We start from the raw sequence: 21,280 nt of genomic DNA on the forward strand, positions 1-21,280 counted from the left end.
CGGGCCCGGCACCGCGACGTCGCCGTGCCGTCCCCGCCCATCCCGTCCCCCGAGGAGGACAAGTGTTCACCGGAATCGTCGAATCCCAGGCCGTCGTGCACCGCGTGGAGCGTGTGGCGGACGACGCCGCGCGGCTCCACCTGGGCGCGGGGCGCCTGGTCGCGGACTTGCCCCACGGCGGCTCGCTCGCGGTCAACGGCGTGTGCCTGACCGCCGTGCCCTCCCGGGAGGCCGGGGCCGGGGACTTCACCGCGGACGTCATGGGCGAGACGCTGCGCCTGACCACGCTGGGGGAGCTGCGCGGCGGGGAGAGCGTGAACGTGGAGCGCTGCACAGCCGCCGGGGACCGCCTGGACGGCCACGTGGTGCAGGGGCACGTGGACGGCGTGGGCACCGTGGTCTCCCGCACGCCCCACACGGGCTGGGACACCCTGCGCGTGGGGATGCCAGTGGAGCTGGCGCGCTACGTCGCCGTCAAGGGCTCGATCGCGGTGGACGGGGTCTCCCTCACGGTCACCGCGGTGAACCCCGCGTCCGAGGAGCCCGCGTGGTTCGAGGTGGGACTGATCCCCGAGACGCTGCGCGCCACCACGCTCGGTGCGCTCGGGGTGGGGGATCGCGTCAACCTGGAGGTGGACGTGCTGGCCAAGTACGCCGAGCGCCTGGCCTCCTACGCACCCACGGCGGCCGCGTCGGGTGCCGGGGCCGTGCGCCTGGACCCGGTGGCGGACGCGGTCGCGGCCGTGGCCTCGGGCGCCGCCGTCGTGGTGGTGGACGACGAGGACCGTGAGAACGAGGGGGACCTCGTGTTCGCCGCGCAGCACGCCACCCCGCCGCTGATGGGTTTCACGGTGCGCCACAGCTCGGGCGTGGTGTGCGTGCCCATGACCGGTGAGCGCGCGGACCACCTGGGTCTGCCGCCCATGACGGAGCACAACGAGGACGCCAAGGGCACCGCGTACACCCTCACGTGCGATGCCCGGGTGGGCGTGTCCACGGGCATCAGCGCCCGCGACCGCGCCCTGACCACCCGCCTGCTCGCGCTGCCGGGCACGGGTGCCGCGGACCTCACCCGCCCCGGGCACATCCTGCCGCTGCGCGCGGTCCCCGGGGGTGTGCGCGAGCGCGCGGGCCACACCGAGGCCGCCGTGGAGCTCGCGCGCCTGGCCGGCTGCGAACCCGTGGGGGCCATCGCGGAGGTCGTGGACGATGCCGGTCAGCCCCGCCGCGCCCCGGCCCTGCGCCGCTTCGCGGACGAGCACGGTCTGCTGATGATCAGCATCGCGGACCTGATCGCGTCCCTCGAGGACCACGACGACGCCGCGGCCGCAGCGGAGCGGGACCTCACCGCATGAGCGTTGCCGAGCACCGCGAGGACGCGGATCCCCCGCAGCACCCCGCCCCGGCGGCCCCGGGCGAGGTGCTGGAGCACTCCGAGCCGGTGTCCGTGCCCACCGAGCACGGCACCTTCTCCGTGGTGGGCTGGCGCGTGCCCGGGCCGACCGGAGGACCGGTCACCGAGCACGTCTCCCTGAGCGCCCCGGCGCCGCGGCAGGAGCAGGACCTCCCACCCCTGGTGCGGCTGCACTCCGAGTGCCTCACCGGGGACGTCCTGGGCTCGTGGCGCTGCGACTGCGGACCCCAGCTGCACCTGGCCATGGAACGGATCGCCGAGCACGGCGGCACGGTGCTGTACCTGCGCAACCACGAGGGCCGCGGCATCGGGCTCGTCAACAAGCTGCGTGCCTACAAGCTGCAGGACGCCGGCGCGGACACCGTGGACGCCAACACCCTGCTGGGGCTGCCCGCGGAGGCCCGCGACTACACGGCCGCCGGGCGGATCCTCACGGCCATGGGACTGCGCACCGTGCGGCTGCTCACCAACAACCCGGACAAGGTCGAGAAGCTCGAGGCGCTGGGCATCACCGTGGCGGACGTGGTCCCCCACGAGGTGCACGCCCGCACCGAGAACCTCGACTACCTGCGCACCAAGCGCGACCGCATGCACCACCACCTCACCCACCTCACCCCAGGAGAGACCTCATGAGCGGACACGGAGCACCCCGGAGCAGCGCCACGGACCTCGACGCCACACGGCTGCGCGTGGCCGTGGTGGCCGCGAGCTGGCACACCACCATCATGGACGGACTGCTCGACGGCGCCCGGCGCGCCCTCGCGGAGGCCCGCACCGGAGAGGTCCTCGAGCTGCGCGTGCCCGGCAGCTTCGAGCTCCCGGTCGCGGCGAGCCGGCTCGCGGGCGACGTGGACGCGGTGGTCGCGCTCGGCGTCGTGATCCGGGGCGGGACCCCGCACTTCGACTACGTGTGCCAGGCGGCGACGAACGGACTCACGGAAGTGTCCGTGCGCACCGGGACCCCGGTGGGCTTCGGGCTGCTCACGTGCGACACGGAGGAGCAGGGCCTGGACCGCGCGGGACTCGAGGGCTCCCACGAGGACAAGGGCTACGAGGCAGCCCACGCCGCCCTGAGCACCGCACTGACCCTGCGGGACCTCGAACGCTGACCCTGCGCGCCACCGGGTGGACGGCACCGGAGAGCCGCACCCGCACCGGACCGTCGGGCCGGGCCCGCGTTGGGGGCCCGGCCCACGCACCCAGTAGGCTGGGACGGTGAAAACCTTCGAAGACCTCTTCACCGAACTCAGCACCAAGGCCGCGCAGCGCCCGGAGGGCTCCAGGACCGTCACCGAGCTCGACGGCGGGGTCCATGCCATCGGCAAGAAGGTCGTCGAAGAGGCCGCCGAGGTGTGGATGGCGTGCGAGTACGAGTCGGACGCCGAGGCGGCCGAGGAGATCTCCCAGCTGCTCTACCACCTCCAGGTCATGATGATCGCCAAGGGGATGACCCTCGAGGACGTCTACAAGCACCTCTGAGCGACCGCGCCCCGGCCCTGCCGCCCGCGGGGACCGGGCCAGCCGCGCTCCGGCGCCCCCGCCACCCGAACGGCGGGTCAGCCACGGCGCCCACTGCGCCGGGCCACCGGGCCCACGGCGGGCACGGGAGCGCCACCCCGTCATCGAGACCGCACCGCGGAAAGGAACGCCATGCTGCGAGTTGCCGTGCCCAACAAGGGCGCCCTGTCCGAAGCCGCCACCACCATGCTCACCGAGGCCGGCTACCGGCAGCGGCGCAGCACCCGGGACCTCGTGCACGTGGACACGGACAACGAGGTGGAGTTCTTCTACCTGCGCCCCCGCGACATCGCCATCTACGTGGGCGGGGGCACCCTGGACCTCGGCATCACCGGCCGTGACCTGCTGCTGGACTCGGGGGCCGAGGCCGCCGAGGAGCTGAGCCTCGACTTCGCCCGCTCCACCTTCCGCCTCGCGGGACCCGCGGGGCGGTTCAGCTCCGTCCGGGAGCTGGAGGGCAAGCGGATCGCCACGAGCTACCAGCTGCTGCTCGAGAACCACCTGCGCGAGCAGGGCGTCTCCGCCGAGGTCGTGCGCCTGGACGGGGCCGTGGAGTCCGCCATCCGCCTGGGCGTCGCCGATGCCGTCGCGGACGTCGTGGAGACCGGCAGCACCCTGCGCGCGGCCGGACTCGAGATCTTCGACGAACCCGTCATGCACTCCGAGGCCCTGCTGATCCGACGCGGCGACGAACCGGAACCCGAGGGACTGCGCGTGCTGCGACGTCGGCTACAGGGCGTGCTCGTGGCCCGGCAGTACGTGATGATGGACTACGACATCCGCGAGGAGCTGCTGCCCGCGGCCGTGGACATCACCCCGGGCATGGAAGGCCCCACCATCTCCCCGCTCGGCCGCGACGGCGCCGTGGCGGTGCGCGCCATGGTCCGCAAGACCGACACCAACAAGGTCATGGACGCCCTCTACGAGGCGGGCGCCCGCGCGATCCTGGTCTCCCCCATCCAGGCCGCGCGCATCTGAGCACCCGGGACCGCCCCGGACACACCGCGGCCCGGGACGCACGGCACCCGGGGCGCTCGCGGGCCGTGGCCCGCACCCAGCAGGACGAGCAGTGAGGACGACGGATATGGCAGTGGCGGTACGGGTGATCCCGTGTCTGGACGTGGACGCCGGGCGCGTGGTCAAGGGCGTGAACTTCGAGAACCTGCGCGACGCGGGGGACCCCGTGGAGCTGGCGGCCCGCTACGACCTCGCGGGCGCGGACGAGCTGACGTTCCTGGACGTCACGGCGTCCTCGAGCGAACGGGACACGATGTTCGACGTCGTGGCGCGTGCCGCGGAGAAGGTCTTCATCCCGCTGACGGTGGGCGGCGGGGTGCGCACCCCCGAGGACGTGGACCGGCTGCTGCGGTGCGGGGCGGACAAGGCCTCGATCAACACCGCCGCCGTGGACCGCCCGGAGGTGGTGGACGAGATCACACGGCGCTTCGGCAACCAGGTGCTCGTGCTCTCGCTGGACGCGAAGCGGACGGGCAACACCCCCTCCGGCTTCGAGGTGACCGCGCGCGGCGGACGCACGCTCACGGGCCGCGACGCCCTCGAGTGGGCCCGTGAGGCCGAGGAGCGGGGCGTGGGGGAGATCCTGCTCAACTCGATGGACGCGGACGGCACGCGCGAGGGCTTCGACCTGGAGCTGATCTCGGCGGTCCGCGACATCGTGGGCGTGCCGCTGATCGCCTCGGGCGGCGCCGGCGCCCCCGAGCACTTCCCCCCGGCCGTGGCCGCCGGGGCGGACGCGGTGCTCGCGGCGTCGGTGTTCCACTTCGGCCCGGACCACGCGATCGCCGAGGTCAAGGACGCCCTGCGCGCCGCCGGGCACGAGGTGCGCTGATGGCGGAGCGGACGCAGCACGGGGACCGGCCGCAGGCGCCCGAGGGACGCCTCGCCCCGCAGATCGCGAGCCGGCTCAAGCGCGACGCCTGCGGCCTGGTGGCCGCGGTGGTCCAGCAGCACGACACCGGTGAGGTGCTCATGCTCGGCTGGATGGACGACGAGGCCCTGCACCGGACCCTCACGGAGGGCAGGGTGACGTTCTGGTCCCGCTCCCGGCAGGAGTACTGGCGCAAGGGGGACACCTCCGGTCACGTCCAGCGGGTGCACTCGGTGCACCTGGACTGCGACGGGGACGCCCTGCTGGTGCGAGTGGACCAGACCGGGGCGGCATGCCACACCGGAACCCGCACGTGCTTCGACGGGCGGGACCTGAACGCGGAACAGGCGGTCTAGATGCAGCAGCTCGGCACCATCACCCCCACCCTGGAGGAGTTCCGGGAGCACGCGGCCACGCGCCGGGTGGTCCCGGTGCGCACCACCGTGCTCGCGGACGCCCTGACCCCGGTGGGGCTCTACCGGGCGCTGGTGGCGCGCGACGGGCAGGCCCGGCCCGGCACCTTCCTGCTGGAGTCCGCGGCGGAGGGCGGGGTCTGGTCCCGCTACTCGTTCGTGGGCGCCGGCTCCGTGGCCACGCTCACCGCGAAGGACGGGCAGGCGCACTGGCTCGGCGAAGCCCCCGCCGGTGCCCCCACGGACGGCGATCCGCTCGAGGCGCTGCGGGCCACCATGGAGCTGCTGCACACCGAACCCTTCGACGGCGTGCCGCCCCTGACCAGCGGCATGGTCGGATTCGTGGGCTGGGAGGCCGTGCGGCACTGGGAGAAGCTCCCGCACCCGCCCGAGGACGACCTCCGCGTGCCCGAGCTCGCCATGAACCTGGTCTCGGACATGGCGGTGCACGACAACCGTGACGGCACGGTCCTGCTCGTGGCCAACGCCGTGAACGTCAACGGCACGGACGAGAACGTGGACGGCGCCTACCACGACGCCGTGGCCCGGCTGCACTCCATGGTGGAACGCCTGGCCACGCCGCTGGGCCGCACCACCGTCTCCGTCACGGACCAGGAGCACGACGTGGACCTGGAGTCCGCGGTGCACCAGTCCTGGGACCGCGAGCTGTTCATGTCCGCGATCGACCGCGGCAAGCAGGCCATCGTGGACGGGGAGATCTTCCAGGTGGTGGTCTCGCGCCGCTTCGAGGCCGCGTGCGAGGCCACGTCCCTGGACGTCTACCGCACGCTGCGCCGGATCAACCCCAGCCCCTACATGTACCTCTACTCGTTCGAGGATGCGGGCGGCCGCCCCTACTCGATCGTGGGCTCGTCCCCCGAGGCGCTCGTCACGGTCACCGGCCGCCAGGCCATGACCCACCCGATCGCCGGCTCCCGCCCCCGCGGCGCCACCGTGGAGCAGGACCAGGCACTCGGCCAGGACCTGCTCGCGGACCACAAGGAGCGGGCCGAGCACCTCATGCTCGTGGACCTCGCCCGCAACGACCTCTCCAAGGTGGCCGAACCCGGCAGCGTGGACGTCAGCGAGTTCATGGAGATCGAGCGCTTCAGCCACATCATGCACCTGTGCTCCACCGTGGTGGCCCGGATGCGGGAGGACGTGAGCGCCTACGACGTCCTCGCCGCCACCTTCCCCGCCGGGACCCTCTCCGGGGCGCCCAAACCCCGCGCCCTGCAGCTGCTCGACGAGTACGAGCCCCTGCGCCGCGCCGTCTACGGCGGCGTGGTGGGCTACATGGACTTCGCGGGCAACATGGACATGGCCATCGCCATCCGCACCGCCCTGCTGCTGGAGGGCACCGCCTACGTCCAGGCGGGCGGGGGTATCGTGGCGGACTCGGATCCCGAGTCCGAGGCCCAGGAATCCCTCAACAAGGCCACCGCGCCCCTGCGCGCCGCACTGATCGCCCGGTCGCTGCGCGAGCTCTCGCGCTGACCACCACGCCCACCTACGAGGAGCCCACCGTGCTGCGTCGCACCGCACCCGCCGTCCTGATCACCCTGCTGTGCGCCCTCGCCCTGTTCGGCACCACTGCCGTCGCGTGGATCCACGCGGAGGTCACCACCTCCCTGCAGCCCGTCACGGTGGACGTCAAGGGCGCCGACGCCGCTCCGGCCGTCACGGCCCTGGGCCTCGTGGCCGCCGTGGCCGCCGTGGCCTCCGCCCTGGGCGGGCGCGTCCTGCGCACCGTGGTGGGCGCCGTCGTCGCGCTCGCGGGAGCGGGCGCGGTGGCCTCGGTGCTCGCGGTCACCGCGGACCCGCGCGCGGCCGCCCAGCCCACGGTGGGCGATCAGACCGGTGTGATCAACGGCGGCGGCGAGTACGCCCTGACCGGCTGGCCGTGGGCGGCCGTCGCGGCGGCCGCCCTGCTCGCGCTGTGCGGGGTGTGGCTCGTGCTGGTGGCCCAGCACGTGCGGCGCCGGGTCTCCCAGCGCTACGACCGCGCCGCGGTGACCGGCACCGGAGCCGGGTCCGCGGAGGGCGACGCCGCGGTGAGCGGCCCGCGCGCGGCGGGTGCGGCGGCGTCGGCGGGAGAGACGCAGGCCGCCGAGCACGCGGACGACATCGACACGTGGGACGCGCTGACCCGCGGGGAGGACCCCACGCGAAACACGTGACCGTCGCGACCTGCCGGGACCCGGGCCCGGGTAGTGGCACAATGGACGCAGAGAAAACTCGGACGCGCGGTATCCGCGTGTCCGGAACACCACGAGCCGCAGGCTCGACCGGCACGGGAGAGTGGACACGCATGTCGAACACCGATCAGATCATCCTGGACCACACCGCCGCGGTGGGCCACGGCAACACCGTGGCCGCCTGGGCCTGCGTGGCCGTGATGACCGTGGGCGTCATCGTGGGCTGCGTCGGATTCGTCAACGCCTCCGTGCCCGTCACCGTGGTGGGCATCGGCTTCATCGTGGTGGGCGTGATCGTGGGCGGCGTGCTCAAGGCCATGGGCTACGGCAAGGGCGGGGCCAAGACCACCGCCCACTGACTCCGCGGCCCGCGGGCCACGGCAGCATCAGGATCGAAGGCACAGGACGATGACCAGTTCCTCCGTCGGGGAGCTGGTCATCGTCGTAGGTGCCGCGGGGCGTTCCGGCCCCGGGGCACGCGGACGGATGAGGGAGTCGCATGACGCAGCAGAACACCGGCACGGTGCTGGACCGGATCATCGAGGGGGTGCGTGAGGACCTCGAGCAGCGCAGGGCGTCCGTGAGCCTGCAGCAGCTGCAGCGCGCCGCGGGGGAGCAGACCCCCGCGCTGGACGCGGAGGCGGCGCTGCGGGGCGCGGACCCGGCCTCCGTCCAGGTCATCGCGGAGGTCAAGCGTTCCAGCCCCTCGAAGGGCGTCCTCGCGGAGATCTCCGACCCCGCGCAGCTCGCCGCGGCCTACGAGCGCGGCGGTGCGTCCGCGATCTCCGTGCTGACCGAGCGGCGCCGCTTCGGGGGCTCGCTCGCGGACCTCGACGCCGTGCGCCGCGCCGTGGGCATCCCCGTGCTGCGCAAGGACTTCGTGGTCGAGGAGTACCAGGTCTGGGAGGCACGGGCTCACGGTGCGGACCTCGTGCTGCTCATCGTGGCCGCGCTGGACGACGCCGCCCTCGCCCGACTGCTCGAGCTCACCCACCACCTGGGGATGCACGCGCTCGTGGAGACCCACACGGAGGAGGAGATCGACCGCGCAGTGGCGGTCGGCGCACGCATCATCGGCGTGAACACCCGCAACCTGAAGACCCTGGACGTGGACGTGAACACCTTCGGGCGGCTCGCCCGGCGACTGCCGCGTGAGGCCGTGGTGGTGGCGGAGTCCGGTGTGGTGGGCGAGGACCAGATCCGGCTGTACGCGGGCCACGGTGCCAACGCGGTGCTCGCGGGTGAGGCGCTCGTGACCGCGGAGGATCCCGCCCAGCAGATCTCCCGGTTCCGTGAGGTGGGTGCGCTGGCACGGGCCGAACACCTCGCCGGCGCCACCCCGCCCGCCGCGCAGGAGGAGTACGCCGCGCAGCAGGCCGCCGCACCCGCGGCCGACCCGCGGCCCGGTGACGAGTCCCTGCGCCACGCCCCGGGCCCGTACTTCGGGGACTTCGGCGGGCGCTGGATGCCCGAGTCCCTCGTGGCCGCCCTGGACGAGCTCACCGAGACCTTCGAGAAGGCGCGCACGGACGAGGACTTCCTGGCGGAGTTCACGGCCCTCTCGCGCGACTACTCGGGGCGTCCCTCGCTGCTCACCGAGGCCGAGCGCTTCGGGGCCGAGCTGGGGGTCCGGGTGTTCCTCAAGCGCGAGGACCTCAACCACACGGGTTCCCACAAGATCAACAACGTGCTGGGCCAGGCACTGCTCGCCCGCCGGATGGGCAAGACCCGCCTGATCGCGGAGACCGGCGCCGGGCAGCACGGCGTGGCCACGGCCACCGCCGCGGCCCTGTTCGGCATGGAGTGCTGCGTCTACATGGGCGAGGAGGACACCCGCCGCCAGGCCCTGAACGTCGCGCGCATGCGGCTGCTCGGCGCCGAGGTGGTGGCCGTGACGAACGGCTCCCGGACGCTCAAGGACGCGATCAACGAGGCACTGCGGGACTGGGTGGCCTCGGTGGACACCACCCACTACCTGCTGGGCACGGCCGCCGGCCCCCACCCGTTCCCCGCAATGGTCCGCTACTTCCACGAGCAGATCGGCGAAGAGGCCCGGGCCCAGATCCTGGAGCAGGCGGGCCGGCTCCCGGACGCCGTGACCGCGTGCGTGGGCGGCGGCTCGAATGCGATCGGGATCTTCCACGGGTTCCTGGACGATGCCTCCGTGGAGCTCTACGGCAACGAGGCCGGGGGCGACGGCGTGTCCACCGGGCGCCACGCGGCCACGATCTCCCTGGGCCGTCCGGGCGTGCTGCACGGCGCCAAGACCTTCCTCATGCAGGACACGGACGGGCAGACCGTGGAGTCCCACTCGATCTCCGCCGGCCTGGACTACCCGGCCGTGGGGCCCGAGCACTCCTACCTGCACTCGATCGGCCGCGTGAAGTACGAGGCCGTCACGGACGAGCAGGCCATGGACGCGTTCCGGCTGCTGTGCCGCACCGAGGGGATCATCCCCGCCATCGAGTCCTCCCACGCCCTGGCCGGGGCCCGTGAGGTGGCCGCCCGCTGGGTGACCGAGCTCGGCCCCGAGGCCGCCGCGGAGAAGATCATCGTGGTGTCCCTCTCCGGACGCGGCGACAAGGACGTGGCCACGGCCGCGGAATGGTTCGACATGCTGCCCGACGACAGCCACGAGGAGCGCGTGGCGCAGAAAGGCGAACAACTGTGAGCACCACCGGAGCACCAGAGACCGCACCCGACGCCACCCCGTCCACCGGGTTGGCCGAGCGCATCCTTCCCCGTGGCCTGCGCCGTGACGAGGAGTCACGGCTCGCGCGCCGGATCGAGGACTGCCGGGCGCAGGGACGCCCCGCCCTCGTGGGCTACCTCCCCGCCGGCTATCCCACGGTGGAGCAGTCCGTGGCGGCCGCCGTGGCCCTCGGGAAGAACGGTGCGGACGTCATCGAGATCGGCATCCCGTACTCGGACCCCGTGATGGACGGCCCCGTGATCCAGGCGGCCACCACCGAGGCCCTGGCCAACGGTTTCCACGTCTCGGACGTCTTCACCGTGGTGCGGGCGGTGGCCGAGCAGACGGACGCGGTCCCCGTGGTCATGACGTACTGGAACCCCGTGCTGCAGACCGGTGTGGCGGAGTTCGCACGCCGGCTGAGCGAGGCCGGGGGAGCGGGCATCATCACCCCGGACCTCATCCCCGACGAGGCCGGCGAGTGGTTCGCGGCCTCCGAGGAGCACGGTCTGGACCGGATCTTCCTGGTGGCGCCGTCCACCACGCGCGAGCGCATGGACATGACGGTGCAGGCGGCCTCCGGTTTCGTCTACGCCGTCTCCGTCATGGGCGTCACCGGAGCCCGGGACCGGGTCTCCTCCGCGGCGGAGGACGTCGTGGCACGTGCCCGCGCCGCCGGCGCCCCTCGCGTGTGCGTGGGCCTCGGCGTCTCCACCCGGGAGCACGTGCTGGAGATCGGCGCGTACGCGGACGGCGTCATCGTGGGCACCGCCCTGGTGCGCGCCCTCGGCGAGGGCGGGCCCGAGGCGGTCGGCCGCCTGGCCGCCGAGCTCGCGGGACGCGCCGGATGACCGCGGTGCGGCCCGCGGCCATCCCGTCCCCGCACGTCAGCAGCATCCACCTGGGCTTCCTCACCATCCACTTCTACGCCCTCTGCATCCTCGCGGGCATGGCCCTGGCCATGTGGCTCACCCTGCGGCGCTGGAGGCGGCGCGGCCAGGACCCGGACGTGCTGTGGGACATCGTGTTCTGGGCCGTGGTCTCCGGCATCGTGGGCGCGCGCGCCTACCACGTGCTCGTCACCGACCCCCAAGGCTACTTCGGTCCCGGGGCGGACCCGCTGGACGTCCTCCGGATCTGGGAGGGCGGCATCGGGATCATGGGTGCCGTGCTGTTCGGGGCCGGGGCAGCGTGGCTCGTGTCCCGGCGCCACGGCCTGTCCCTCACGGTCTTCGCGGACGCCGTGGCCCCCGGTCTGCTGCTGGCCCAGGCCGTGGGCCGCTGGGGCAACTGGTTCAACCAGGAGCTCTTCGGCAGGCCCACCACCCTGCCGTGGGGTCTGGAGATCTCCCCGACTTCCCCCACCTTCCCTCCCGGCCTGCCTCCGGACACCCTGTTCCACCCCACGTTCCTCTACGAGTCACTGTGGGACCTGCTGGGGGTTGCGCTGCTCCTGCTGGCGGACCACCGGCTGAGGCTGCGGGCCGGGCAGCTGTTCACCCTCTACATGGTGTTCTACGGTGCGGGCCGGTTCCTGATCGAGGTGTTCCTGCGCGTGGACCCGGCGCTGATGGTGCTGGGGGTGCGCGTGCACGTGTGGACGTCGCTGGCCATCGTCCTGGGGGGAGCGGTGCTGTTCATCCTGCTGGGGCGCCGTTCCCTTGCCGGGGCTCCCGCACCCGACGACGACCCCGCGGCAGCGCGTCCCTGACTCCGTCCGACCCCGCCGCGCGAGTGGCTGCGACAGGCCCCGGCCCCGTGCCGGGGCCTGTCGCACACCGGCTCGGGGTCAGCAGTGCCCACATGCTGGAATCGGACCCGGGCGTGAGGGTGTGATCTGAACTACGTGGTAAGTTACCCACGCACCGGCCCGGGGCCGACCATCCTCACGCCCCCACCGGTTCGATCCTCGGCTCGCCGCTCTGCCGCAGCCATTCCGCAACGGGGCGGACCCACGCGTCACCTGGATCCCACGACGCCCGCCGCGCACCCACCGAGTGTTCCCGGGCCTCGTCGACGCACCAGACCTGCCCACCCTTGGTGAGGAGCTCCATCATGAGCCAGCACACATCCCCGAGCACCGGACTGCCCGGGCAGCCGCCCGCGGACCGCGACCACGCGGCGTCGGCGGGGCAGACCCGTGAGACGGCCTCCCCGTTCGAGCAGTTCTCCGCCGTGCCCCGTGACCAGGGCCTCTACCGCGCGGAGGACGAGAAGGACGCGTGCGGTCTCGCGGTCGTGGCCACCCTGGACGGGGTTGCGAGCCACGACATCGTGGACGCAGCGCTCACCGCACTGCGCAACCTCGAGCACCGCGGTGCCGTGGGAGGGGACGAGGGCACGGGCGACGGCGCCGGCATCCTCACGCAGATCCCGGACCGCTTCCTGCGCGAGAGCGTGGACTTCGAGCTGCCGCCGCAGGGCGCCTACGTGGTGGGCACCGCGTTCATGCCCACGGGCGGGCGCCACCTGGAGGACCTCAAGCGGGCACTCGAGGAGCTCGCGCGCATGGAGCAGCTCACCGTGCTCGGCTGGCGGGACGTCCCCGTGGCCGACGACGCCGTGGGCGCCTCCGCGCGCGCGGTGATGCCCACCTTCGTGCAGTTCTTCGTCTCGGACAGCGGCCACAACGAGCGTGCGACGTCCCTGTTCGCGCGGGACGCCGCTTCCCACGACCCCGTGGCCGCGCAGCTGGAGCTGGACCAGAAGGCGTTCCGGGTGCGCAAGCGCGCGCAGAACAAGTTCGGGGTCTACTTCCCCTCGTTCTCCTCCCGCACGATCGTCTACAAGGGCATGCTCACCACCGCGCAGCTGGAGCCGTTCTACCCGGACCTCTCGGACCCGAGGTTCGCCACCCGGCTCGCGGTGGTGCACTCCCGCTTCTCCACCAACACGTTCCCGTCCTGGCCGCTGGCCCAGCCCATGCGCACGCTCGCGCACAACGGGGAGATCAACACCGTGGTGGGCAACCGCAACTGGATGCGCGCCCGGCAGTCCTCGATGTCCGGGGCCGTGCTGGGGCGCCAGCCCGAGGACCTGTTCCCCATCTGCTCCGAGGGTGCCTCGGACTCCCAGTCGCTGGACGAGGTGGCCGAGCTGCTGCAGCTCGCGGGCCGCCCCGTGACCGAGACCATGCTCATGCTCATCCCGGAGGCGTGGCAGAACCACGAGAGCATGGACCCGCGGCTGAGGGCGTTCTACGAGTACCACTCGACCCTCATGGAGCCGTGGGACGGCCCCGCGTGCGTGTCCTTCACGGACGGGGTGCGCGTGGGCTCGGTGCTGGACCGCAACGGCCTGCGCCCGGGCCGCTTCTGGCAGACCGACGACGGTCTGGTGGTCTTCGCGTCCGAGGTGGGCGTGGTGGACGTGGGGGAGCGCCGGGTCGTGCGCAAGGGCCGGGTGGCGCCCGGGACCATGTTCCTCGTGGACACGGACGAGGGCCGGATCGTGGAGGACGCGGAGATCAAGGCGGAGCTGGCTGCCGCGAAGCCCTGGCAGGACTGGGTGCGGGAGTCCGTACGGCCCGTCTCCGAGCTGCCGGAGCGGGAGCACATGACGCACCCCGCGCACTCGATCCGGCTGCGGCAGAAGACCTTCGGGTACACGGAGGAAGAGCTGAAGCTGATCATCGGCCCCATGGCGGTGGCCGGTGCGGAGCCCATCTACGCCATGGGCACGGACACACCCGTGGCGGTGCTCTCCAACCGCTCGCGGCTGCTGTACGACTACTTCGTGCAGTCCTTCGCCCAGGTCACCAACCCGCCCCTGGACGCGATCCGCGAGGAGCTGGTCACGTCCATGGCCGGTGCGGTGGGACCCATGGCGAACATGCTGTCCACCCAGCAGACCCGCACCCGCCAGATCCGCCTGGACTTCCCGGTGATCGACAACGACCAGCTGGACCAGTTCGTGCACCTGGACGACGACGACGGCGCCCCGCTGAGTCTGCGCGTGCGCGGGCTCTACCGTCCGGTGGACGGCGCGCAGTCCCTGCGGGCCAGGATCGCGGAGATCTGCGAGAAGGTCTCCGCGGCCGTGAACCGCGGGGTGCAGTTCGTGATCATCTCGGACCGGGACTCCAACGGGGTGTGGGCACCCATCCCGTCCCTGCTGCTGACCTCGGCGGTGCACCACCACCTGCTGCGCTCCGCCACCCGCACCAAAGTTGCGCTGATCGTGGAGTCCGGGGACGTGCGGGAGGTCCACCACGTGGCCCTGCTGCTGGGCTACGGAGCCTCCGCCGTGAACCCGTACCTGGCCATGGAGTCCGCGGAGGAGCTCGTGCGCCGCGGGGACGTCCAGGGGGTCACGGAGGAGCAGGCCGTCGCGAACCTCATCACGGCGCTCGGCAAGGGCGTGCAGAAGATCATGTCCAAGATGGGCATCTCCACGGTGCAGTCCTACTGCGGCGCCCAGACCTTCGAGGCCCTGGGGCTCTCCAGCGAGCTCGTGGCGGACTACTTCGCGGGCACGCGCACCCAGATCGAGGGGGTGGGCCTGGACGTGATCGCGGAGGAGACCCGGGCGCGCCACCGGTTGGCCTACCCCGAGGACGGGGTCACCGAGCCCCACCGGGACCTCGCCACGGGCGGCGAGTACGACTGGCGCCGCGAGGGGCCACGCCACCTCTTCGACCCCCACACGGTCTTCCGGCTGCAGCACGCCACGCGCACCGGGCGCTACGACATCTTCAAGTCCTACACCCGGCGCGTGGACAGCCAGGCCGAGGAGATCGCCTCGCTGCGCGGGCTCATGAGTTTCCGCTCCACGCGGGAGCCCGTGGACATCGACGAGGTCGAGCCCGTGAGCGAGATCGTCAAGCGGTTCTCCACCGGTGCCATGAGCTACGGCTCCATCTCCATGGAGGCGCACGAGACGCTGGCGATCGCGATGAACCGGCTGGGCGCCAAGTCCAACACCGGTGAGGGCGGTGAGGACGTGGAACGGCTCGTGGACCCCGAGCGCCGTTCGGCGATCAAGCAGGTGGCCTCGGGCCGGTTCGGCGTCACGAGCCTGTACCTCGCGTCCGCGGACGACCTGCAGATCAAGATGGCCCAGGGTGCCAAGCCGGGCGAGGGCGGGCAGCTCATGGCGCAGAAGGTCTACCCGTGGATCGCCCGCACCCGGCACTCCACCCCCGGGGTGTCGCTGATCTCGCCCCCGCCGCACCACGACATCTACTCGATCGAGGACCTCGCGCAGCTGATCTACGACCTCAAGCGCTCCAACCCGAGGGCGCGCGTGCACGTCAAGCTCGTCTCGGAGCGGGGGATCGGCACGGTGGCGGCGGGCGTGACCAAGGCCAAGGCCGACGTCGTGCTGGTCTCGGGCCACGACGGCGGAACTGGTGCCGCGCCCCTGAACTCGCTCAAGCACGCGGGCATGCCGTGGGAGCTGGGCCTCGCCGAGACCCAGCAGACCCTGCGGCTCAACGGGCTGCGCGAACGCGTGGTGGTGCAGGCGGACGGGCAGCTCAAGACCGGCCGGGACGTCGTCGTCGCCGCGCTGCTGGGTGCGGAGGAGTTCGGCTTCGCCACGGCGCCGCTCGTGGTGGAGGGCTGCATCATGATGCGCAAGTGCCACCTGGACACCTGCCCCGTGGGTGTGGCCACCCAGAACCCCGAGCTGCGCGAGCGCTTCACGGGCAAGGCGGAGCACGTGGTGAACTTCTTCGAGTTCATTGCCCAGGAGGTGCGCGAGTACCTCGCCGAGCTCGGTTTCCGGAGCATCGCGGAGGCCGTGGGCCACGCCGAGGTGCTGCGCACCCGCGAGGCCGTGGAGCACTGGAAGGCCAAGGGGCTGGACCTGAGCCCCGTGCTGGACTCGTTCCGTGCGGAGGGCGTCACGGACGGGCTGCGCAACACCACCGCGCAGGACCACGAGCTGGAGAAGCACTTCGACACGAAGATCATCCCGCTCGCGCGCCCCGCGATCGAGAACGCCGAGCCGGTGCGCGTGCAGGAACGGGTGGTCAACACGGACCGGGCGGTGGGCACCATGCTGGGCTACACCGTGACGAACGCGCTCGGCACCACCGAGCTGCCGGACGGCACGATCGACGTGACGCTCACCGGTGAGGCGGGCCAGTCCCTCGGGGCGTTCATCCCGCGCGGCATCACGCTGCGGCTGGAGGGCGACGCCAACGACTACACCGGCAAGGGCCTCTCCGGCGGGCGCATCGTGGTGCGGCCCCCGCGGGACGCCGGGTTCGTGGCGCACGAGAACGTGATTGCGGGCAACGTGATCGGCTACGGCGCCACGAGCGGCGAGATGTTCTTCAACGGCGTGGTGGGCGAGCGCTTCCTGGTCCGCAACTCGGGCGCCACCGCGGTGGTCGAGGGGATCGGGGACCACGGCTGCGAGTACATGACCGGTGGCGTGGCCGTGGTCCTGGGTGAGACCGGCCGCAACTTCGGTGCCGGCATGTCCGGCGGTGTGGCCTACGTGCTGGACCTGGACGAGACGGACGTCAACAGGCAGGCCCGCGAGGGCGGGGACCTGCAGCTGTCCCACGTGGACGGCAAGGACCGCGAGCTGCTGGTGGGCCTGCTCCGGCGCCACCGCGAGGAGACGGGTTCCGCGTTCGCCGCGGAGCTGCTCGCGGACCCGGAGCAGACCATGACCCGCTTCACCAAGGTGCTGCCGCGGGACTACTCCGCGGTGCTCGCACTGCGCAACGAGGCCGAAGCCACGGGCGAGGACCCGGACGGCGACGGCACCTGGCACAAGATCCTGGAGGTGACCCGTCGTGGCTGATCCCCGTGGCTTCCTGAAGGTCCGCTCGCGAGAGGACCGACCCAAGCGCCCCGTCCCGGTGCGGCTCATGGACTGGAAGGAGGTGCAGCAGCGGCAGGAGGCCGGTGTGCTGCACGAGCAGGCCGGGCGCTGCATGGACTGCGGCGTGCCCTTCTGCCACCAGGGCTGCCCCCTGGGCAACCTGATCCCCGAGTGGAACGACCTCGTCTGGCGCGACCGCTGGGACGAGGCGTCCGAGCGCATGCACGCGACCAACAACTTCCCGGAGTTCACCGGCCGGGTGTGCCCCGCACCGTGCGAGTCCTCGTGCGTGCTGGGCATCAACCAGGAGCCGGTGACCATCAAGCAGGTGGAGTACGCCATCGGCGAGAAGGCGTTCGAGGACGGTCTGGTGGAGCCCTGCATCCCGCAGCGCCTCGTGGGCAAGACCGTCGCGGTGGTGGGTTCCGGCCCCGCGGGACTCGCGGCGGCGCAGCAGCTCACGCAGGCCGGGTTCACGGTGGCCGTGTACGAGCGCGACGACCGCATCGGTGGGCTGCTGCGCTACGGCATTCCGGACTTCAAGCTCGAGAAGTCGGTGCTCGAGCGCCGGCTGGACGTCATGCGCCAGGAGGGCACCAGGTTTCGCCCGGGAGTGGAGATCGGCAAGGACATCACGTGGGACGTGCTGCGCAGACGCTACGACGCCGTGATCGTGGCCACCGGTGCCACGCGTCCCCGTGATCTGGACATCCCGGGCCGCGAGCTGCAGGGTGTGCACTTCGCCATGGACTACCTCGTGCGCTCCAACCACGCGGTGGAGGGGGACGAGGTGGTCGATCCCATCGACGCGAGCGGCAAGCACGTGATCGTGCTGGGCGGCGGGGACACCGGCTCGGACTGCATCGGCACCGCCCTGCGGCAGGGCGCGGCGTCCGTGACGTCCCTCGCGATCGGCCGCAAGCCGCCCGCTGACCGGGCAGACGAGGAGCCCTGGCCCATGATGCCCCGGGTCTTCGAGGTCTCCACCTCCCACGAGGAAGGCGGTGAGCGCACGTTCCTGGCCTCCACCGTGGAGTTCGTGGGCTCGGAGGACGGCCGGGTCACCGGGCTGCGGGTCGCGGAGACCGAGTACCGCGAGGACGGCTCGCGCGGACCTCGGACCGGCACCGAGCGGGTGCTGCCTGCGGACCTCGTGCTGCTGGCCCTCGGCTTCACGGGCAACGAGTCCGACGAGCTCACGGAGCAGCTGCCCGTGGCCCTGGACCGCCGGGACAACGTGGCGCGCGACGAGACCTACATGACCGCCGTGGACGGAGTGTTCTCGTGCGGGGACGCCGGGCGTGGCCAGTCCCTCGTGGTGTGGGCCATCGCGGAGGGGCGGGCGTGCGCCGCGCACGTGGAGCGCCACCTCACGGGTCAGACCCGCCTCCCGGAGCCCGTGGCCCCCTCGGACCAGGCCATCGACCTGAGCCTCTGAACCGGATCCCGCCGCCCGGTGGGGATGGCGGGTGTGATCCACCGGTCACCGGTCCATCAGCTCGCTCATACTCTTTGCGCGCCCGGATTGCTAGGCTGGGGACAACACCGGCGGAGCGGCCGCGGCCACGCAGCAACGCGCTGCACGGCCCGGCCGCTTCTTCCGTGTGTGCCAACCACCCGTCCTCCGAAAGGGAGTCTCCACATGCGTCGAGCGAAGATCGTGGCCACCATCGGCCCGGCCATTTCCTCGTACGAGAACGTCACCCGAGCGATCCAGGCCGGTATGAACGTGGCGCGGCTCAACATGAGCCACGGCGACCACTCAGTGCACAACGTCTCCTACGAGAACCTCCGCCGTGCGAGTGAGGAACTCGGCAGCACCGTGGCGGTCCTGGCGGACCTGCAGGGCCCCAAGATCCGCCTGGGCAGCTTCCAGGACGGCCCGCACGACCTCGCGGAGGGGGACACCTTCACCATCACCGTGCGGGACGTGCCCGGCACCAGGCAGCTGTGCTCCACCACCCACAAGGGCCTGCCCGGGGACGTCAACGTGGGGGACCCCCTGCTGATCGACGACGGCAAGGTGGCCCTGCGCGCCACGGCCGTCACGGACACGGACGTGACCACCGAGGTGGTGGTCCCCGGAACCGTCTCCGACCACAAGGGCATCAACCTGCCCGGCGTGGCCGTGAACGTCCCGGCCCTGAGCGAGAAGGACGAGGCGGACCTGCGGTGGGCCCTGCAGCGCGGCGTGGACATCATTGCGCTGTCCTTCGTGCGGGACGCCAAGGACGTCACCCGCGTGCACGAGATCATGGCGGAGGAGGGTCGCAGGATCCCCGTGATCGCCAAGATCGAGAAGCCCCAGGCCGTGGACGCGCTGCACGAGATCATCGACGCCTTCGACGGCATCATGGTGGCCCGCGGCGACCTCGGCGTGGAGCTGCCCCTGGAGGCCGTGCCGATCGTGCAGAAGCGCGCCATCGAGCTGGCCCGTCGCTGGGCCAAGCCCGTGATCGTGGCCACCCAGGTGCTCGAGTCCATGATCGACAACCCGCGCCCCACCCGCGCGGAGGCCTCGGACTGCGCCAACGCGGTGCTCGACGGCGCGGACGCCGTGATGCTCTCCGGCGAGACCTCGGTGGGCAAGTACCCCATCAAGACCCTCGAGACCATGTCGGACATCATCGAGGCCACCGAGCGCGAGGGCATGGACCGCATGCCCCCGCTGGGCACCGAGCCCCGCACCCGTGGTGGTGCCATCACCCGCGCGGCGGTCACGATCGCCCGGCAGCTGGACGTGAACTGGATCTGCACGTTCACGCAGTCCGGGGACTCGGCGCGCCGGCTGTCCCGGCTCCGCCCGGACCGCCCGATCCTCGCGTTCACCCCCGAGAAGAGCGTGCAGTCCTGGCTGCAGCTGCTGTGGGGCGTGCAGCCCATCCTGGTGGAGCGCGTGGAGCACACGGACGACATGACCCGCCAGGTGGACCACTACCTGCTGGAGCAGGAGCTGGCGGACACCGAGGACATGGTGGTCATCTGCGCCGGCTCGCCCCCCGGACACGCCGGCTCCACCAACCTGGTGAAGGTGCACCGCGTGGGTGACCTCCAGGACGCGGGGGAGGCCCCGCAGCGCGAGCCGCACGAGGGCATCCGTCCGTGGGGCATGAACCTCCCGGGCTCGGCGTCCTGGCGCGAGCCGTGAGCCGCTGACCGGCCCGGTACGCGGTCCGCTGAGCACGTGACCGGCCCGCGCCAGGGAAAGCGGGGCACGTGAGCGGCTGAGACCGTGGCGACGACGGCGCACGGTGCAGATCCCCTGGATCCGCACCGTGCGCCGTCGTCGTGCGAGAGGGCCGGCCGACGACGAACGGCCCCGCGTCAGCGAGGCCGTTCCTGTACTGCTCTGACTAGTTAGTTCGGGGTGCCCAAGGTGGGACTCGAACCCACACATGTCTCCATACCGCATTTTGAGTGCGGCGCGTCTGCCAATTCCGCCACTTGGGCCGATGCGTGCGGACGGGTGGTGACCCGGCCGACAGCGGGTACAGCATACATGACCCCCGGTACCGGCCCCGGGTCGCAGGGCGGTCCGGCGTCGCTCTCCGCGGCCGCGGGTCCGGGAAGGGGTGTCCGGGAGGGGACTACGCTGGAGGCGGTGTCCGCACCGGTCCCGCGACTGTGCTCCCCGCCACGCGGTGCGCGCCGCCCACCCGTGGTTGGATGCTGTGTCGACAGCATCGAGCAGACCCCCGAACCCAGGAGTGACCGTGTCCGAATCGCCGAACACCCCCGAACCCGCCGCCCCGGAGCCCACGAGCGAGCAGACCCTCGTGGACGCAGGTGCCTCCGGTGCGGCTCCCCGCACCGTGGTGGTCGCGGAGGACGAGGCACTGATCCGCATGGACATCGTCGAGATGCTCGAGGACGCCGGCTACCGGGTGCTCGCACAGGCGGAGAACGGGGAGCAGGCCGTGGCGCTGACCACGGAGCACCGCCCGGACCTGGTGCTGATGGACGTGAAGATGCCGGTGATGGACGGCATCACCGCCGCCGAGCAGATCGCCGCGCAGCGGATCGCACCGGTGGTGCTGCTCACCGCGTTCAGCCAGCGGGAGCTCGTGGAGCGCGCGCGGGAGGCCGGGGCCATGGCGTACGTGGTCAAGCCGTTCACGGTGGACGACGTGGTGCCCGCCATCGAGATCGCCCTGTCCCGCTTCGAGGAGATCGCCGCGCTCGAGAACGAGGTCGCGGACCTGAAGGAGCAGTTCGCCACGCGCAAGCTCGTGGAGCGCGCCAAGTCCCTGCTGCAGACCAAGATGGGCCTCTCCGAGCCCGAGGCGTTCCGCTGGATCCAGAAGACGTCCATGGACCGGCGGCTGTCCATGCGAGAGGTCGCCGAGGCGATCATCCACCAGGTGGCCTGAACCGCAC

General features: G+C 72.1%; 17 protein-coding genes and 1 tRNA gene. 17 read left to right on the plus strand and 1 reads right to left on the minus strand.

Translation table 11 applies throughout. The features are described 5' to 3' along the window. Window positions 1–62 precede the first annotated feature (62 nt). The 16 genes from ribB to pyk all read left to right on the plus strand — a co-directional run bounded on the left by ribB (window position 63) and on the right by pyk (window position 20,051). Window positions 63–1,355 (plus strand): 3,4-dihydroxy-2-butanone-4-phosphate synthase, encoded by a 1,293-nt coding sequence (ribB, locus tag EAE32_RS07035; RefSeq protein ID WP_121864584.1) that lies wholly within the window; start codon window positions 63–65, stop codon window positions 1,353–1,355. Then, window positions 1,352–2,047, plus strand: coding sequence for a GTP cyclohydrolase II (gene ribA / locus EAE32_RS07040; RefSeq protein WP_121864585.1), 696 nt, complete (start codon window positions 1,352–1,354; stop codon window positions 2,045–2,047). The genes ribB and ribA overlap by 4 nt, the downstream gene beginning before the upstream one ends. Next, complete coding sequence (gene ribH / locus EAE32_RS07045) at window positions 2,044–2,523, plus strand: 6,7-dimethyl-8-ribityllumazine synthase (RefSeq protein ID WP_121864586.1); 480 nt, start codon at window positions 2,044–2,046, stop codon at window positions 2,521–2,523. The genes ribA and ribH overlap by 4 nt, the downstream gene beginning before the upstream one ends. A gap of 106 nt (window positions 2,524–2,629) precedes the next feature. Beyond that, window positions 2,630–2,893: a phosphoribosyl-ATP diphosphatase gene (locus tag EAE32_RS07050; protein WP_121845625.1), complete on the plus strand. Its 264-nt coding sequence runs from the start codon at window positions 2,630–2,632 to the stop codon at window positions 2,891–2,893. A 171-nt stretch (window positions 2,894–3,064) separates the two neighbouring features. Then, window positions 3,065–3,910 carry an ATP phosphoribosyltransferase gene (gene hisG, locus EAE32_RS07055; RefSeq protein WP_121845624.1) on the plus strand — a complete coding sequence of 282 codons (846 nt, stop codon included), beginning with the start codon at window positions 3,065–3,067 and terminating at the stop codon, window positions 3,908–3,910. 106 nt (window positions 3,911–4,016) lie between these two features. Continuing rightward, entirely contained in the window at window positions 4,017–4,781 is a 765-nt protein-coding gene (hisF, locus tag EAE32_RS07060) for an imidazole glycerol phosphate synthase subunit HisF (protein WP_121864587.1), read from the plus strand. Beyond that, window positions 4,781–5,176 (plus strand): phosphoribosyl-AMP cyclohydrolase, encoded by a 396-nt coding sequence (gene hisI / locus EAE32_RS07065; RefSeq protein ID WP_121864588.1) that lies wholly within the window; start codon window positions 4,781–4,783, stop codon window positions 5,174–5,176. Before hisF ends, hisI begins: the two co-directional genes overlap by 1 nt. Further along, window positions 5,177–6,730, plus strand: coding sequence for an anthranilate synthase component I (locus EAE32_RS07070; protein ID WP_121864589.1), 1,554 nt, complete (start codon window positions 5,177–5,179; stop codon window positions 6,728–6,730). Window positions 6,731–6,759: 29 nt separating this feature from the next. Next, window positions 6,760–7,413, plus strand: coding sequence for a Trp biosynthesis-associated membrane protein (locus tag EAE32_RS07075; RefSeq protein ID WP_121864590.1), 654 nt, complete (start codon window positions 6,760–6,762; stop codon window positions 7,411–7,413). Window positions 7,414–7,544: 131 nt separating this feature from the next. Further along, the gene (locus EAE32_RS07080) at window positions 7,545–7,790 is read left to right on the plus strand and encodes an HGxxPAAW family protein (RefSeq protein ID WP_121845619.1); all 246 of its coding nucleotides are present in this window, start codon (window positions 7,545–7,547) and stop codon (window positions 7,788–7,790) included. Between the two features lie 140 nt (window positions 7,791–7,930). After that, window positions 7,931–10,102 carry a bifunctional phosphoribosylanthranilate isomerase/tryptophan synthase subunit beta gene (locus tag EAE32_RS07085; protein WP_121864591.1) on the plus strand — a complete coding sequence of 724 codons (2,172 nt, stop codon included), beginning with the start codon at window positions 7,931–7,933 and terminating at the stop codon, window positions 10,100–10,102. 62 nt (window positions 10,103–10,164) lie between these two features. Beyond that, window positions 10,165–10,974, plus strand: coding sequence for a tryptophan synthase subunit alpha (trpA, locus tag EAE32_RS07090; protein ID WP_439108829.1), 810 nt, complete (start codon window positions 10,165–10,167; stop codon window positions 10,972–10,974). Further along, entirely contained in the window at window positions 10,971–11,834 is an 864-nt protein-coding gene (lgt, locus tag EAE32_RS07095; protein WP_121864592.1) for a prolipoprotein diacylglyceryl transferase, read from the plus strand. Before trpA ends, lgt begins: the two co-directional genes overlap by 4 nt. Before the next feature lie 344 nt (window positions 11,835–12,178). Beyond that, the gene (gltB, locus tag EAE32_RS07100; RefSeq protein ID WP_243635615.1) at window positions 12,179–16,882 is read left to right on the plus strand and encodes a glutamate synthase large subunit; all 4,704 of its coding nucleotides are present in this window, start codon (window positions 12,179–12,181) and stop codon (window positions 16,880–16,882) included. Continuing rightward, window positions 16,875–18,341: a glutamate synthase subunit beta gene (locus EAE32_RS07105; protein ID WP_121864593.1), complete on the plus strand. Its 1,467-nt coding sequence runs from the start codon at window positions 16,875–16,877 to the stop codon at window positions 18,339–18,341. Before gltB ends, EAE32_RS07105 begins: the two co-directional genes overlap by 8 nt. Window positions 18,342–18,545: 204 nt before the next feature. Beyond that, a complete protein-coding gene (gene pyk, locus EAE32_RS07110; protein ID WP_121864594.1) occupies window positions 18,546–20,051 on the plus strand; it encodes a pyruvate kinase in 1,506 nt (501 codons plus the stop codon). A 220-nt stretch (window positions 20,052–20,271) separates the two neighbouring features. Here pyk and EAE32_RS07115 read toward each other — a convergent pair. Continuing rightward, window positions 20,272–20,353: transfer RNA gene (locus EAE32_RS07115), tRNA-Leu, on the minus strand. 263 nt (window positions 20,354–20,616) lie between these two features. On the opposite strand from EAE32_RS07115, the gene EAE32_RS07120 reads away from it, so the two are divergent. After that, window positions 20,617–21,273, plus strand: coding sequence for an ANTAR domain-containing response regulator (locus EAE32_RS07120; protein WP_424321731.1), 657 nt, complete (start codon window positions 20,617–20,619; stop codon window positions 21,271–21,273). Window positions 21,274–21,280: the final 7 nt, after the last annotated feature.

It is taken from the genome of Kocuria tytonicola, assembly GCF_003687175.1.
GTDB lineage: Bacteria > Actinomycetota > Actinomycetes > Actinomycetales > Micrococcaceae > Kocuria > Kocuria tytonicola.